Source organism: Amycolatopsis sp. NPDC041971, assembly GCF_055588925.1.
Map to the genome: position 1 here is coordinate 50538 of NZ_JBVJCE010000009.1, position 13830 is coordinate 64367.

Annotated in this window: 7 protein-coding genes and 1 pseudogene; 4 read left to right on the forward strand and 4 right to left on the reverse strand. The window is 71.7% G+C overall.

Annotation, left to right across the window (positions count from 1 at the left end; all coding sequences use genetic code 11):
• Positions 1-464: 464 nt before the first annotated feature.
• The 4 genes and pseudogenes from ACZ6DT_RS19385 to ACZ6DT_RS19400 form a co-directional block, all read right to left on the reverse strand.
• Positions 465-1727: pseudogene (locus ACZ6DT_RS19385) on the reverse strand (MFS transporter); the annotation flags it as partial.
• Positions 1625-5827: a beta-ketoacyl synthase N-terminal-like domain-containing protein gene (locus ACZ6DT_RS19390; RefSeq protein ID WP_465596710.1), complete on the reverse strand. Its 4203-nt coding sequence runs from the start codon at positions 5825-5827 to the stop codon at positions 1625-1627. The pseudogene ACZ6DT_RS19385 and the gene ACZ6DT_RS19390, both read right to left, overlap by 103 nt.
• Positions 5824-7566 (reverse strand): fatty acyl-AMP ligase, encoded by a 1743-nt coding sequence (locus ACZ6DT_RS19395; RefSeq protein WP_465596713.1) that lies wholly within the window; start codon positions 7564-7566, stop codon positions 5824-5826. Before ACZ6DT_RS19395 ends, ACZ6DT_RS19390 begins: the two co-directional genes overlap by 4 nt.
• A gap of 36 nt (positions 7567-7602) precedes the next feature.
• Positions 7603-8271 (reverse strand): hypothetical protein, encoded by a 669-nt coding sequence (locus ACZ6DT_RS19400; RefSeq protein ID WP_465596716.1) that lies wholly within the window; start codon positions 8269-8271, stop codon positions 7603-7605.
• A gap of 448 nt (positions 8272-8719) precedes the next feature.
• Between ACZ6DT_RS19400 and ACZ6DT_RS19405 the strand changes: the two genes are divergently transcribed.
• From ACZ6DT_RS19405 to ACZ6DT_RS19420, 4 genes are all read left to right on the forward strand, one after another.
• Complete coding sequence (locus tag ACZ6DT_RS19405) at positions 8720-9754, forward strand: alpha/beta hydrolase (RefSeq protein WP_465596719.1); 1035 nt, start codon at positions 8720-8722, stop codon at positions 9752-9754.
• A complete protein-coding gene (locus tag ACZ6DT_RS19410) occupies positions 9751-10584 on the forward strand; it encodes an SDR family NAD(P)-dependent oxidoreductase (protein ID WP_465596722.1) in 834 nt (277 codons plus the stop codon). The genes ACZ6DT_RS19405 and ACZ6DT_RS19410 overlap by 4 nt, the downstream gene beginning before the upstream one ends.
• On the forward strand, positions 10581-11831 hold the full coding sequence (locus tag ACZ6DT_RS19415) for a glycosyltransferase (RefSeq protein WP_465596725.1): 1251 nt from the start codon (positions 10581-10583) through the stop codon (positions 11829-11831). The genes ACZ6DT_RS19410 and ACZ6DT_RS19415 overlap by 4 nt, the downstream gene beginning before the upstream one ends.
• An 802-nt stretch (positions 11832-12633) precedes the next feature.
• Positions 12634-13617, forward strand: coding sequence for a TerC/Alx family metal homeostasis membrane protein (locus tag ACZ6DT_RS19420; protein WP_465596728.1), 984 nt, complete (start codon positions 12634-12636; stop codon positions 13615-13617).
• Positions 13618-13830 lie beyond the last annotated feature (213 nt).

The following is a 13830-nucleotide window of genomic DNA, read 5'->3' on the forward strand; positions in this document are numbered from 1 at the left end:
GGGGGGGGGGGGGGGGGGGGGGGGGGGGGGGGGGGGGGGGGGGGGGGGGGGGTGGGGTGGGGGGGGGGGGGGGGGGGGGTTTTCCCCCCAACCCCCCCCCCCCCCCCCCCCCACCACCCCGGCCTACCTGTCGCCGCGGCCTTACCACTCACGAGCCAGGAAGCGGCCGCGGCCAAGACGAACAACCCACAAGCGACGCCCGCGGACACCTGAAGCCCGGTGGTGCAAGCGATCCGCGCGGCGTCGAGCAATTCGCCGGCCGAATGCGGCTCAAGACCCGAGGCAGCCGCTTCGGCTTGAGCGGGCCCCGACAGGGCGAGCAACCGCGCCGGTTCGGGCACCCCCGCCGGGACGGACAAGTGCGCCGCGTACACCGTTGCCGCCAAGGAACCGAACACCGTCGTCCCGAAACCGGCGCCGAGTTCGTAGCCCGTCTTCTCCACCGCCGCGGCCCCGCCCGCCTGGTCCGCCGAGGTCGCCGAAAGGAGGGTGTCGGTGCTCGAAGTGAGCGCGAGCGCCATACCCAGCCCCAGTCCCGTCATCCCGGCGCCGAGCAGCACCGGTGACGTCAGCGCGGCCGAACCCGCCGCCGGGGCCAGCAACGACACCGCCGTCACCGCGAACCCGGCCGTGCGGACCCGCGCGTTGCCGAACCGTCCCAGCAGCGAAGGGGTCACGACGCTGCCGACGGCCGACGCGCCCAGCACCAGGAGCAGCCGGGACGCCGCCGCCGTGGGCGAGAGACCGAGCACCACCTGGAGGTATTGGGCGAACAGCAGGCCGAGCCCGACCAGCGTGCTCATCACCAGCACTACCCCGCCCACCGCGGCCCGCACTCCCGGCCGCCGGAACAGGGTGAGGTCCAGCAGCGGCGGATCGGTCCGGCGCTGGCGGCGCAGGAACAGTCCGATGAGGACACAGCCGGTCCCGCCCGAAACCAGAGCCGTCATCCAGGAACCCGGCTGCCCGACGGCGAACGCGATACCGAGGACACCTCCTGCCGCGAGGGCGGCGCTCAGCGCGTCCCATGGCCGCCTGCCCGGCGCGTTGCGGGGGAGCCATCGCAGCGCCAGGACCACCGCCGCGAGGATCACCGGCGGGTTCAGCAGGAACGTGGCCCGCCAGCCCCACGCCTCGACGAGCACCCCGCCGAGGATCGGCCCGAACACCGAGCCGGTACCCGCGATCCCGCTGCACACCGCGATCGCCGTGCGGCGGTGCCGCTGGTCCGGGAAAAGCTCGCGAAGCAGCGACATCGTCACCGGCATGATCATCGCGCCGCCGCAACCGAGCATCGCGCGGAAACCCAGCAGCACCGGGACGTTCGGCGCGAACGCGCAGCCGAGCGACGCGACACCGAACACGACGTACCCGGCGACCAGCACACGCCGTCGTCCGTACCGGTCGCCGAGGGTGCCGAACGGCAGCAGCAGCGGCGCGGCGGTCAGCGGGTAGATCGCCACGATCCACACCTGCGCCGCCGCGCCGGGCCGCAGCTGCCGGACGAGGTCGGGCAACGCGACGTGCAGCACGGTCGCGTCCACCGCCACGAGGAAGAGCCCGGCACCGAGCACCGCCAGCAGCGGCCAGGCGCGGATGACCGCTCGCCCGGCCCGGGCCGTGGTCACAGGAGCCCCGTCAGATGCCTCGCGACGACGTCGACGTGGGGCGGGTCGACCACCGACAGGTGATGTGCCTCGACCGGCACGATCTCCAGCCCGGGGCACAACTCCGCCCAGCCCGCCGCGAGGTCCGTGCGCGAATACCGGGGTTCCATCGCGAGTCCGGCCGCGTACTGCTCGGTCGCCCGGTAGAGCACGACGCGCCCGTCGTAGCGGCGGGGCGTACCGCGTTCGGCCGCCAGTGTGTCCAAAAAGGACTGACGTTGGTGCCGGAGCACGCCGGGGCTGAGCAGACCCGCTTCGGCGACCCGCCGCATGGTCAGCTCGATCTGCTCCTCTTCGGGCAGCGGCGCCAGCTCCTCGTGGCCGAGCCGCACTTCGCGCCCGTAGGTCCCTTCGACGTAACCGGTGAACCGCAGGAACCGCCGGGCGGACGACGCGCGCGGATCGAGATCCGGCTCCGGAAGCGGGAGCATGGTGTCGATCAGCGCGACGAACTCGACCTCTTCGCCTTCCTCGGCGAGTCGCACGGCGAGGCCGTAGGCAAGCGCCCCGCCGAACGACCAGCCCGCCAGCCGGTACGGCCGGTCGCGACGCTGTTCCCGCACCAATGGCAGGAGCTGTTCGACGCGTTCTTCGATGCTGACACCGGGAACGCGTTCGAATCCGACGCACGGCACCGAGGCGGGAAGCCGGTCCAGTAGCGGCCGGTACACGGTGCAGGTGCTGCCACCGGGGTGGAACAGCAGCAGCGGCGCGATCCCGGTTTCGCCGGCGGCGAGCACGTGGACCGGTCCCCGGTCCTCCCTCGTGTCGAGGACGGCGCGAGCGACGTCGGCGATGGCCGCGAGAGAGTCGTGCCGCCGGAGTTCGGTGGCGTCGACAGGTGTGTCGAGTTCGGCGCTGAGCCCCTCGGCGAGCAGTTCGGCCAGCCGATCCGGGGTGCCGGTCTCGGTCAGCCGGACCTGGGTGCCGCCCGCGTCGATCCCGGTGTGCTCCTGCCACAGGCGCAGGACCAGCCGGTCGGCCGCGTCCCAGGCTCGACCGCGGGCCGGAAGCGGTGCTTCGTTCTCGCGCGGCGTGAGATCGCGGCTGAGATCGGCGAGGGTGGCACCGCGGAGCACGCTGACGGCGTCCGGTTCGGTGCCGAACTCCCGGCGGACGGCTTCCCGGATCCGGTTCGCCATCAGGGAATCCAGTCCGAGTTCCACCAGCGGGACGTCGGCGTCGATGCGGTCGGGCCGCAGTCCCATGACGGCGGCGACGATCTCGGTCAGCCGGTCACCTCCGCCGCTCCGTACGGGTTCGGGCGCCGGCGTGCGCGCCGCGAACGACGGCGGTTCCTCGGCGGCGGTGTACCAGTGCCGTTCGTGCCGCCACGGCATCGGCGGGACGTCGACCAGGCGGGCGCCGTCGTCCGGATCGGCGGGGGTGATCCGGATACCCGCGCAGTACAGTTCGGCCGCCGCGGCGCCCAGCGCGCGGACCTCGTCCTGGCCCCGGCGCAGCGTTCCGGTGACGACGGCGTCGTGGATCCCCTCGGCTTCGAGCGTCCTCGCCACCGAACCTCGCAGGATCGGATGCGGTGACACCTCGAGGAAGACGCGATGCCCGTCCGCGGCGGCGGCCGCCACGGCCTGCCGGAACCGCACCGGACGGCGCAGATGCGCGGCCCAGTACCCGGCGTCGAAGTCCGGCAGCTCCCGCGGATCGGGGAGAACCGTGTCGTACCAAGGCACCGTCGGACGGCGGCCCCCGAGTTCGACGAGCGCTTCCCGGAGCGCGGGCAGGATCGGGTCGACGCGGGCGGAGTGTCCGGCGACCTCGACCGGCAGCAGTCGCGCGGTCAGCCCGGCGGCTTCGAGTTCCGCGACGAGCAGCTTGAGCACGGTCGCGTCCCCGGCGACGGTCAGCTGGCCCGGTGCCGATTCGACGGCGAGTTCGATGTCCGGGTACAGCTCGAGTTCCTCCGGCGCCAGCTCCACCGCGGCCATCGCCCCTCCCGGGCCGACGGTGCCGAGGAGCCGGGCGCGGGTCGCGACCAGGTGGACGGCCTCGTCGGGGGTGAGCACACCGCTCACCACGGCGGCCGCCGCGGAGCCGAGCGAGTGCCCGACGACGGCCGCGGGCCGGACCCCGAGTGCCTCCCACTGGGCGGCCAGCGCGATCTGCGTCCCGAAGATGGCGGCCTGGGTTCCGGGCAGGGACAGGGGATCGGTGCTGGTGAGCAGGGCGCGAAGCGATCGGCCTGTGTGCTCGGTGAACAGGTCGTGGAGTTTGTCGACCTGGGCGGCGAAGGCGGGTTCGGCGGCCAGCAGCCCGCGTCCCATCCCCTCCCACTGGGAGCCGTGCCCGGAGAACACGAACACCGGGCCGTCGCTGCTCCGCGTGGTGCCGGCGGCCGCGCCGGCGGGCAGCGGATCGGCACCGGAGCCGACGGCGCGCAGCAGCACCGCGAGCTCGGCGGTGTCCCCGGCGACGACGGCGGCGCGATGCGGCCCGCCGTTGTCGCGCCGGAACAGTGTGTGGGTGACGTCGGCGAGGGAAAGCGACGGCGTGGCAGAGGACTCCAGCCAGTTCGCCAGCTGGGTCGCGCGTTCGGAGAGACGGTCTCGGGTGCGGGCGGACAGCAGCCCGATCCGGACGTCCTTGCGGTCCTGGGCCGGTTCCAAGGCCGGGGCCTGTTCGAGGACGACATGCGCGTTGGTCCCGCCGAAACCGAACGCCGACACTCCCGCCGTGGCACGGCCGGACCGGCGTGGCCACGGCGTCGGTTCGGTCACCACCTTCAGGCGCAGGTCTTCGAACGGGATATGCGGGTTGGGGGCGGTGAAGTGGAGCTGGGGCGGCAGTTCGTCGTGGGTCATCGCGAGCACGACCTTGATCAGCCCGGCGATTCCCGCCGCCGCTTCCGCGTGCGCGATGTTCGTCTTCACCGAACCGATCAGCAGCGGGGCGTCGGCCGTGCGGTCCTTGCCGAGAACGGCGCCGAGCGAGCGGGCCTCGATCGGGTCGCCGAGCAGGGTGCCGGTGCCGTGCGCCTCGACGTAGTCCACGGTCGCCGGGTCGAGCCGGGCGCCGTGGTACGCCGTGCGCAGCATGTCCTGCTGGGCGACGGGGTTCGGTGCCGCCATGCCCTGGGACCGGCCGTCGGAGTTGACCGCGGTCGAGCGGATCACCGCCAGCACCCGGTCGCCGTCGTACTCGGCGTCCGCGAGCCGTTTGAGCACGACGACACCGCAGCCTTCGGCACGCGCGATCCCGTCGGCGCCCGCGGCGAAGGTCTTGCACCGGCCGTCCCCGGCCAGCAGGCCCGCGGCGGCGAACGCGGCCGTCGGTCCGGGCAGCAGCATGAGGTTCACTCCGCCCGCCAGTGCCAGATCCGCCTCGCCGTCGCGCAGCGCGCGCACCGCGTGGTGCACCGCGACCAGCGACGAGGAGCAAGCGGTGTCCACCGCCATACTCGGCCCGCGCAGGTCGTAGACGTAGGAGAGCCGGTTGGCCGAGATGCTCCCGGCCGCACCGGTCGCCGTCCACAGGTCGACTCCACCGCCCGCCATCGTGAGGTGCCCGTAGTCGTGGGTGGAGATCCCGGTGAACACACCGGTCCGGCTGCCGCGCAGGGAGGCCGGGGCGATCCCGGCGTGTTCCAGCGCGGCCCAGGCGACCTCCAGCAGCATCCGTTGTTGCGGGTCCATTGTGGAGGCTTCACGCGGGGTGATGCCGAAGTGCTCGGCGTCGAAGCCGGCGACATCGTCCAGGAAACCGCCGACGATCGGCGCCGCGTCGGCGTTCCACCGGCCCGGCGGCGCGGTCCGGACGGCGTCCCGTCCGCCGCGCAGCAGATCCCAGAACTCGTCGAGGCCGTCCGCTCCCGGCCAGCGGCAGCCGAGGCCGACGACGGCGATCGGGTCGGTCCGGCGGCGGTCGGTGCCCGGTGATTCCGGTTCCGGTTCGGCATCACCGGTCAGGGACCGGGCCAGGTGGTCGAGGGTCGGGCTTTCCCACAGCAGGGTCGCCGGAAGCGGGGTGCCGAGCAGGTTCTCGAGATCGCCGGCGATACCGACGGCCTGACGGGAGGACAGGCCGTAGTCGCTGAGCGGACGATCGGCTTCGAGCCGGGCCGGGTCGACGCCGATGTGTTCGGCGACGGTGTCGAGCAGCCAGCGGCGCAGTGCGGGGGTGTCGAGCGAAGGGTTTCTCATCGCACCAAGGCCTTTCCGTAGTCGCCTGCGAGGTAACGGTCGCGGCAGGCGCCGCGCGCGATCTTGCCGCTGGAGGTTCGCGGGACCAGTCCCGCCGGGACGAGCACGACGTCGCGCAGCGCGAGACCGTGCGCGTCGGAAACGAGCCGCCGGATCACCACGGCGAGCGCCCGTTCGTCCTCGGCGCTCAGTGCGGTGTGACCGCGGTGCTCGGCGACGACGACCGCGGCTTCGGTGTCGGTGCCTTCGACGGCGAACGCGGCGACACTGCCGGGACGGATGTCGCGGTCTGCCGAGGCCGCCGTCGCTTCGACGTCCTGCGGATAGTGGTTGCGGCCGTCGACGATGAGCAGATCCTTGATCCGGCCGGCGATGTAGACCTCGCCGTCGTGCCGGACGCCGAGGTCGCCGGTGCGCAGCCACGGCCCGTCGGGCAGCCCGCCGTGGTCTCCGGTCAGCCGGGCGCCGAAGGTTTCGGTGCTCTCCAAGGGCTTCTGCCAGTAGCCCGTGCCGACGTTGGGACCGTGCACCCAGATCTCGCCGACCGAGCCGTCTGCCAGCGCGACGCCGGTTTCCGGGTCGACCAACGCGACGTGCTGACCCACCGGGACGCCGCAGGCGACCAGCCGGAGACCGGTGTCCGCCTGTCGTGCCGTCCCCGCGCCCAGCGCGGCGCGGTCGAACGTCGTGACCCGCGGGGGTGCGGCGGGGCCGGTGGTGACGAAGACCGTCGCCTCGGCCAGCCCGTACGCCGGACGCGTCTTCTCCGGAAGGTAACCGGAATCGGCGAAAGCGGCGTGGAACCGGTCGAGGACGTCGGGGTTGATCGGCTCCGCGCCGTTGACGATCGCGGCGACCCGGTCGAGGCGGAGTTTCGCGCGGTCCTCCTCGCGCACCCGGCTCGCGGCGTAGTGGAACGCGAAGTTCGGGGCGGCGCTCCAGCTCCCCTTGTGGTCGCCGAGCAACTCCAGCCAGCGCACCGGGCGCTCGATGAAGGCCAGCGGATCCATCAGCACCGAACGCATGCCCAGCGCCAGCGGCGTGATCAGGCCGAGCACGAGACCCATGTCGTGGAACAGCGGCAGCCACGACACCGTGGTCCCCGCCGGGTCCATGCCGAGCCCGCGCACCGCCTGGCTGACGTTGGCCAGCACGTTCGCGTGGGTCAGCACCACTCCCGCCGGGCTGCGGGTCGAACCGGACGTGTACTGCAGGTACGCCACATCGTCCGGTGCCGGCACCGGGGTGGGCCACGCACGGGTGGGGCCCGCGGCGGGCTTGTCGGCCGCGACGACGGCGACGCGCTCGCCGCCGGGCAGACCGGCCAGGAACTCGCGGACCGCGTCCTCGGCCGCGGCGGTGGTGATCACCGCGGTGGGGGAGCAGTCGGTCAGTACCGCGGCGAGCCGTCCGGCGTGCCCGGGCAGCCCGGGGTCGAACAGCGGAACGGCGATCGCGCCCGCGGTGATCGCGCCGAGGAACGCGACGACGTACTCGGCGCTCTGCGGGCACAGCACCGCCACCCGGTCACCGGGCCGGACGGGCAGCGCCCCCGCGACGGCGTCGACACGCTCCTGGAGCTGCTTCCAGGTCAGGGTCCGTCGCCGCCCGGCTCGATCGGTCGCGAAATCCGCGAAGGTCACCGCGGGCCGGTCGCCGTCGGTGTCCGCCCAATGCCGGAGGCAGTCGGGGAGGGTGGGGCCGGCCGTGGCGGGCAGGTTTTCGGGGGCCAGGGACATGGCAACTCCTCGGGGGTGTTCAGGGTGCGGGGGATTTCACCGGCCGAGCGGTCCGGCGGCGTGCCGCCAGGCGGCGACGGCGAGGGCGTCGAGATCGAGGCCGGTGGTCCCGGCGTCACGAAGCACGACCAGTACGTCGTCGGCGGCGATGGCGACGGTGCGCAGACGCAGTCCCGGCAGTTCGGGGGGCTGTCCGGGGAGCGTAAGGAGCTGTTGGTAGGAAAGGGTTTTCGCGCCCGGAACGGTGGGAGCGGGATGGACGGTGACGGTCGACACCGCGGTACCGGCCGCGTCGTCGACCGTCACCTTCGAGCACCGCCCGGCCCGAGCGGCCCATGCCGTCAGATCGGGCGGGTTCGTCGTGCGCGCGACGAGTTCGGAGACCTGGCCGCCGGGCACGGCGGACTGGAAACCCTGGCCGGTGGCGTCGGTGCCGACCAGCCTGCCGTGGACGACGTCCTCGCAGCCGTCGACGTCGATCCGGCTCTCCCGCCGAGCTCCTGTGTCCGAAGTGGATAGTGCCGCGCGGAGGTCGAAGCCGTCGCGCGCGGACGCTTGCGGGACGGTCTCCGGCGGCAGGAGGGCGGCGGGCGGAACGGCGGGGACAGGAGCCGCCGCGGCGTCCTGTATCGATTCTCCCGGTGTTCCGGAAATGGTCGCCACCGCGGCGGCGGAGACGATGAGCGCGCGAATTCGGGCAGCCATGAATAGCCCTTTCGGAAGGGTCCTGATGGAGTCGCGGTCCCTTCGGTGGGACGCAGGCGCCGGGTCACGTCAGTGGACGCCGAACCCGGGCGGCACGACGAAGGCTACGACGGGAAATCGAATACCGGAAGGTGTCAAGAGAACGTAAATGTCCTTCGTGTACAGGCGGTGACCTGCGGCTTCCGGGATTTTCGCTGGTGCGCGGGCCAGTTTGGTACCTCCGTGCCACAGTCGCTCACTGTCCGTGAGCGACGGGTCACCCGGATGGGGGAGGTGGGCGCATTTCTTGTTTCCCTGGCATTCATATTGTCCTCCCGGATTGTGGGCAGGACAATTGCCTGACAGGGGTCCGTCCGCTTAATGTGTCGGCACCCTCCGGATTTCTTTTTGCGAGTAATCGCCGTCACATTTTAGAAATCGATCCAACGACCGGGACAAAGGATTACGTATGCGCACTACTTCGAGGCGGCTGCGGGCGGTCGCGTCGCTGGCGGCCGTGGCGTGTTTGCTGCCGGCCCCGGCGCGGGCCGAGAGCGGTGTCCCGGACGTCCGCGCCGACGACGGCTCGCACGTCGTCGCCCAGACCACAGTGGACGGTGACCCGCGGATGCTGGATCTCACCGTGCGCTCGGTCGGCGTCGCGAGCTACGCGATGGTCCGGCTGATCCTCCCGTCACGGTGGGCCGCCGAACCGGACCGCAAGTGGCCGGCCGTGTACCTGCTCGCCGGGGAGACACGGCTGCAGGACTATCGCGGCTGGACGGCCAACACCGACATCCGGAAACTCGCCGACGACTCCGGCGCGCTGGTGGTGATGCCGGGCTCCGGTTCCGCCGGGTTCTTTTCCGACTGGTGGAATTACGGCAAGGACGTCGTGCTCAACCAATGGGAGACGTTCACCGCGGTCGAGATCCCGCAGCTGATCGACCGCGGCTATCGCGGGGACGGGCGGCGGGTCGCGGCCGGGCTCTCGCTCGGCGGATACGGCGCGGTGGAACTCGCCGCCCGGCGGCCCGGGGTGTTCCGCTTCGCCGGGTCGTTCAGCGGCAATCTCAACCCCACCGGTCCGTACGGCGAGCTGCTGACCAGCGCGATCGTCGCCTCGGCCCGGCAAGATCCTGAAGCGCTCTGGGGTGATAGGAGGCGCGAGGCGTCCCGCTGGGACGCGCACGATCCGCTGGTGAACGCCGACCGGCTGCGCGGCACCGAGCTGTACCTGTCGACGGGCAACGGACTGCCGGGGCCGTTCGACGGCAAACTCCCGGTCGACGTGCTGCCCGGCGCGATGCTGCTCGAATTCCTCTGCGCCGGCCAGACCACCGCGATGGCGGACCGGCTGAACCGTCTCGGCATCCCGGTCATGACGGATTTCTACGGGCCGGGCACGCATCACTGGGCGTACTGGCAGGAGCAGTTGCACAAGACCTGGCCGCGGATGCTGAGGGCGCTGTCGGCGCCGGTGAAGGCGGGGGAGGCGTCGTGACCCGTCCGTCCTTTGTGGTCACCGGGGCGTCGAGCGGGATCGGCCGGGCCTGTGTGACCGAACTCGTCCGGAGGGGAGCGCACGTCTGGGCCGGCGTGCGCACCGATGCGGACGAAACGGACCTCGCCGGCACATACGGCGAAGCGGTCACCGTGCTGCGGATGGATCTCCGGGACGCGGCGTCGATCGCGGCCTGCGGGGAGAAGGTCGCGGCGGCGGGGCCGCTGAGGGGACTGGTGAACAACGCCGGGATGGCCCGGCCCGGACCGCTGGAACACGTCCCGCTCGAGGATTTCCGGCAGCAGCTGGAGGTCAACGTCACCGGTCAGCTCGCCGTCACGCAGGCGATGCTGCCCGCGCTGCGTGCCGCGTCCACCGCCAGGGTGGTGACCGTCGGATCGATGGGCGGGCGCATCGCCGGGCCGATGGTCGGGCCGTATCACACGTCGAAGTTCGCCCTGGTCGGCTTGACCGACAGCTTGCGCGCCGAACTGGCTCCGTCCGGCATCGGCGTCGTCCTCGTCGAGCCCGGCGCGGTCGCCACCTCGATCTGGCCACGCGCCCGCGCCGCCGCCGAGGAAGTACGCGCCGCCCTGCCGGAAGCCGCGCGGAAAAGGTACGGGGCGCAACTGGAAGAAGCCGAACGCAGCGCGGAGCGGTCCGCGCGGAACGGTGTGCCGCCCGAGCGGGCGGCGCGGGTCGTGGTCCACGCGCTGACCGCGCGCCGTCCGGCGCCGCGGTACCTGGTCGGCCGGGACGCGCATGTCGCGGCGGTGCTGGCGAACCTGCCGTTCCGCCTCCGCTACCGGTTGACGGCGGCGAAGCGGTGACCCGGCTCGTCGTCATCGTCGCTCCCGGTTCGCGGGGCGACGTCCAGCCGTGTATCGCCTTGGGGCGTGGTCTCGACGGCGATCGCGTGCGAGTGCTGGCGGCGGAGCGGTTCCGGACGTTGGTGACCGGGCACGGCCTGGATTTCGCACCGCTCTCGGCCGATCCCGGCGAGGTCCTCGGTTCGGCCGGTGGACGCGAATGGACCGAGGGCGGGCGTAATCCCGCGACCTTCCTGCGGGGACTGCGGGGTGCGCTGGCCCCGGTGCTGGAGCGACTGCTTGCCGACGTCCACCGAGGAGCGGAAGGCGCGGACCTCGTACTCGCCCCGACGCTGGGATTCCTCGGCGCGCATCTGGGCGCTTCGCTCGGCGTCCCCGACGTCGAACTGCACTATCAGCCCAGCGTGCCGACAGGGGAGTTCGCGCATCCGCTGCTGCCGTGGGCGGCCAAGACCGGGCCGTGTGGCCGTCGGCTGAGCTTTCGCGCCGTCGACACCGTCGCGTGGCAGGTGCTGCGGCCGGAGGTGGACCGGTGGCGAGAGCGGTCACTCGGCCTGCCCAAGGCAGGCGTACGCGGGCCCCGGCGGACGGAAACCCCGGTGCTGTGCGGATTTTCCGACGCCGTGGTGCCCCGGCCGAAGGATTGGCCGTCCAGGGTCCACGTCACCGGGTACTGGTTTCTCGAGACTCCCGCCGAGTGGCGACCGGACCCGCGACTGCGGGACTTTCTCGCCTCCGGGCCGCCTCCGGTGTACGTCGGTTTCGGCAGCATGCGGCCGTCCGAGGCGGAACGGACGTTCGCCACCGTCCGCGCGGCGTTGCGCCGGGTGGGGCTTCGTGGCCTGCTCGGCACCGATGCCGTGGGCGACGAAGACGATCTGCTGACGATCGGGGACGTGCCGCACGCGTGGCTCTTCCCCCGCACCGCGGCGGTGGTGCATCACGGCGGAGCGGGCACGACCGCCGCGGCGTTGCGCGCGGGCGTGCCGTCGCTGGTCTGCCCGGTCTTCTCCGACCAGCCCTACTGGGGTGACCGGGTTTCCCGGCTCGGCGCCGGACCACGTCCGCTCCCGTTACGGGAACTCACCGAGGACTCCTTGACCGCACGGCTGCTGGAGCTGTCCGGCAACCTCCTGTTCCGTCGCGGCGCGCAGTACGTCGCCGGGCGGTTGCGCGAGGAGGACGGGGTGGCGCGAGCCCGGGAGGTGTTGCGGGAAGGTTCCCCCCTTCTTCGTCGGAAGGCGTGATTCGTGTGTCCAGACACGGGACTCGCGTGATTGAAGGCGGAACTCGCGTGATTGGAGGGCGAACACGCCCGAGGCCGGGTCGCTCGGTGTCTTACGGCTCTACACACGCGTGATCCGGCTTCAATCACGCGAGTCCCGGCTGGACGCACGTGTCATCCGGCTCCAAGGGAGCACGCCACGGCGGGCGATTCCCTCGTACGGTCGCAGGCATGAACCTGCGCTAGGCACTTTGGCTGTCGTGGACCGGCTGGGTGGTGGAAGCTCATCCTCGGCGCGGGGCTCGGCAGCGACCGCTTCGGTGGGGAGTTCTCGAAGACCGGGGACGAGCCGGATGACCGCAAACGCGTCCGATCTCAGCGTGGCTGGCGGGTTTCCCCGGGAAGGCGAAGCCGATGCGCAGGGCCGCGCGGTACGACGGGTTCTTCCCGGTGCACCTGCCGCACGCGGACGAGTTCGCCGAAGTGGTGGAGACGATCACCAGGTGGCGCGAGGACACGCGGAAGCCGTACGACTTCGCCATCGGCGTCCCCGCGGGCACGGATCTCGCGCCGTGCGCGCGGGCGGGGGCGACCTGGATGCCGAATTCCCGTGGGACGAGCTGTCCGCCGACGCGGTACGCGGCGTGCTACGGAAGGGCCCCGCTTGACCCGCTCTTTAATATCTCTTTACCAAGTGCGATACTGAACCGGCGAGGGGAGTACTTCCCAAGGGTCTGCCCGGTCAGTACGGACACTCCGATGTGTCCCCGGGGGGCCGCCCATCGGGTGAAGGAGACCTCGAACTTCGAGTTCGAGGAGGCTTCATGCCCGAGTCCGTGGCAACCGTGGGATCGCCGGGATTGTGGGCGATCAGCATCGCCGTCCTGTTGGGACTGCTCGTCGCCGATTTCGCCGTCACCCGCCGCCCGCACGAGGTGTCGATGCGGGAGGCCGTCGGCTGGTCGGCCTTCTACCTCGCCCTCCCGATCGTGTTCGGGCTCTGGCTGTGGCTCGAGTTCGGTGGCGGCCAGGCGCTCGAGTTCATGACGGGTTTCGTCGTCGAGAAGTCCCTGTCGGTGGACAACCTGTTCGTCTTCATGCTCCTGCTCGCCGCCTTCGCGGTCCCGTCGGACGTGCAGCAACGTGTGCTGCTGTACGGCATCGTGGGCGCGCTGGTGCTCCGCGGCGTGTTCATCGCGGCCGGTGCCGCGATGTTGTCGGCCGGCACCTGGGCGTTCCTCGTTTTCGGGGTGATCCTGCTGCTCTCGGCGATCAAGATCCTGCGCGAGGCCATGTCCGACGGCCGCGGCGAGATGGATCTCTCGCGGCTTCGGTCGGTCCGGTTGCTGCGCAGGCTGATGCCGGTCACCGACGACTACCGCGGCACCCGGCTGACCGTGCGTGAACACGGGCGCCGCGCGCTCACCCCGCTGGCGGTCGTGGTCGTCGCGGTCTTCGCCACCGACGTGGTGTTCGCGGTCGACTCGGTGCCCGCCGTCTACGGCATCACCGAAGACCCGTACCTCGTGTTCGCCACCAACGCCTTCGCCCTGATGGGTCTGCGCGCCCTGTACTTCGTGCTCCACTCGGCGCTCGCGAAGCTGGTCCACCTCAACCACGGCCTCGCGATCATCCTCGCCTTCATCGGGGTGAAACTGGTCCTGCACTGGGCACACGGGATCTGGCCGGGGGTGCCGCAAGTCCCGACGCCGGTTTCGCTGGGCGTGATCGTCGCCGTTCTCGTCACGGTCTCGTTCACCAGCATGTACGCACGACGTCGCGAAGCAGCCCGGACGGCACAGGAGTGAGCGATGATCACAGGACTCGTCGTCGGCTTCCTGATCGACGTGGCGGTCGCCGCCCTCTTCCTCGCCGCGTTGCTGCTGGTCTTCGCGGCGATGCGGCCACCGCGCTGAAACCCTCGGGGGGGGGGGGCGAGGGGGGCCCCCGCTCCCGTGTCCAGACTTTTGGTGCTTTTTTTCTTCTTTGTCCGCGGACTCCAACTCTTCCCTTCGGAACTT

What these genes read in the sequence shown, in the direction of transcription:
- ACZ6DT_RS19390 (WP_465596710.1), bottom strand. Translation starts at nt 5,827, where the DNA reads ATGAGAAACCCTTCGCTCGACACCCCCGCACTGCGCCGCTGGCTGCTC.
- ACZ6DT_RS19395 (WP_465596713.1), bottom strand. Translation starts at nt 7,566, where the DNA reads ATGTCCCTGGCCCCCGAAAACCTGCCCGCCACGGCCGGCCCCACCCTC.
- ACZ6DT_RS19400 (WP_465596716.1), bottom strand. Translation starts at nt 8,271, where the DNA reads ATGGCTGCCCGAATTCGCGCGCTCATCGTCTCCGCCGCCGCGGTGGCG.
- ACZ6DT_RS19405 (WP_465596719.1), top strand. Translation starts at nt 8,720, where the DNA reads ATGCGCACTACTTCGAGGCGGCTGCGGGCGGTCGCGTCGCTGGCGGCC.
- ACZ6DT_RS19420 (WP_465596728.1), top strand. Translation starts at nt 12,634, where the DNA reads ATGCCCGAGTCCGTGGCAACCGTGGGATCGCCGGGATTGTGGGCGATC.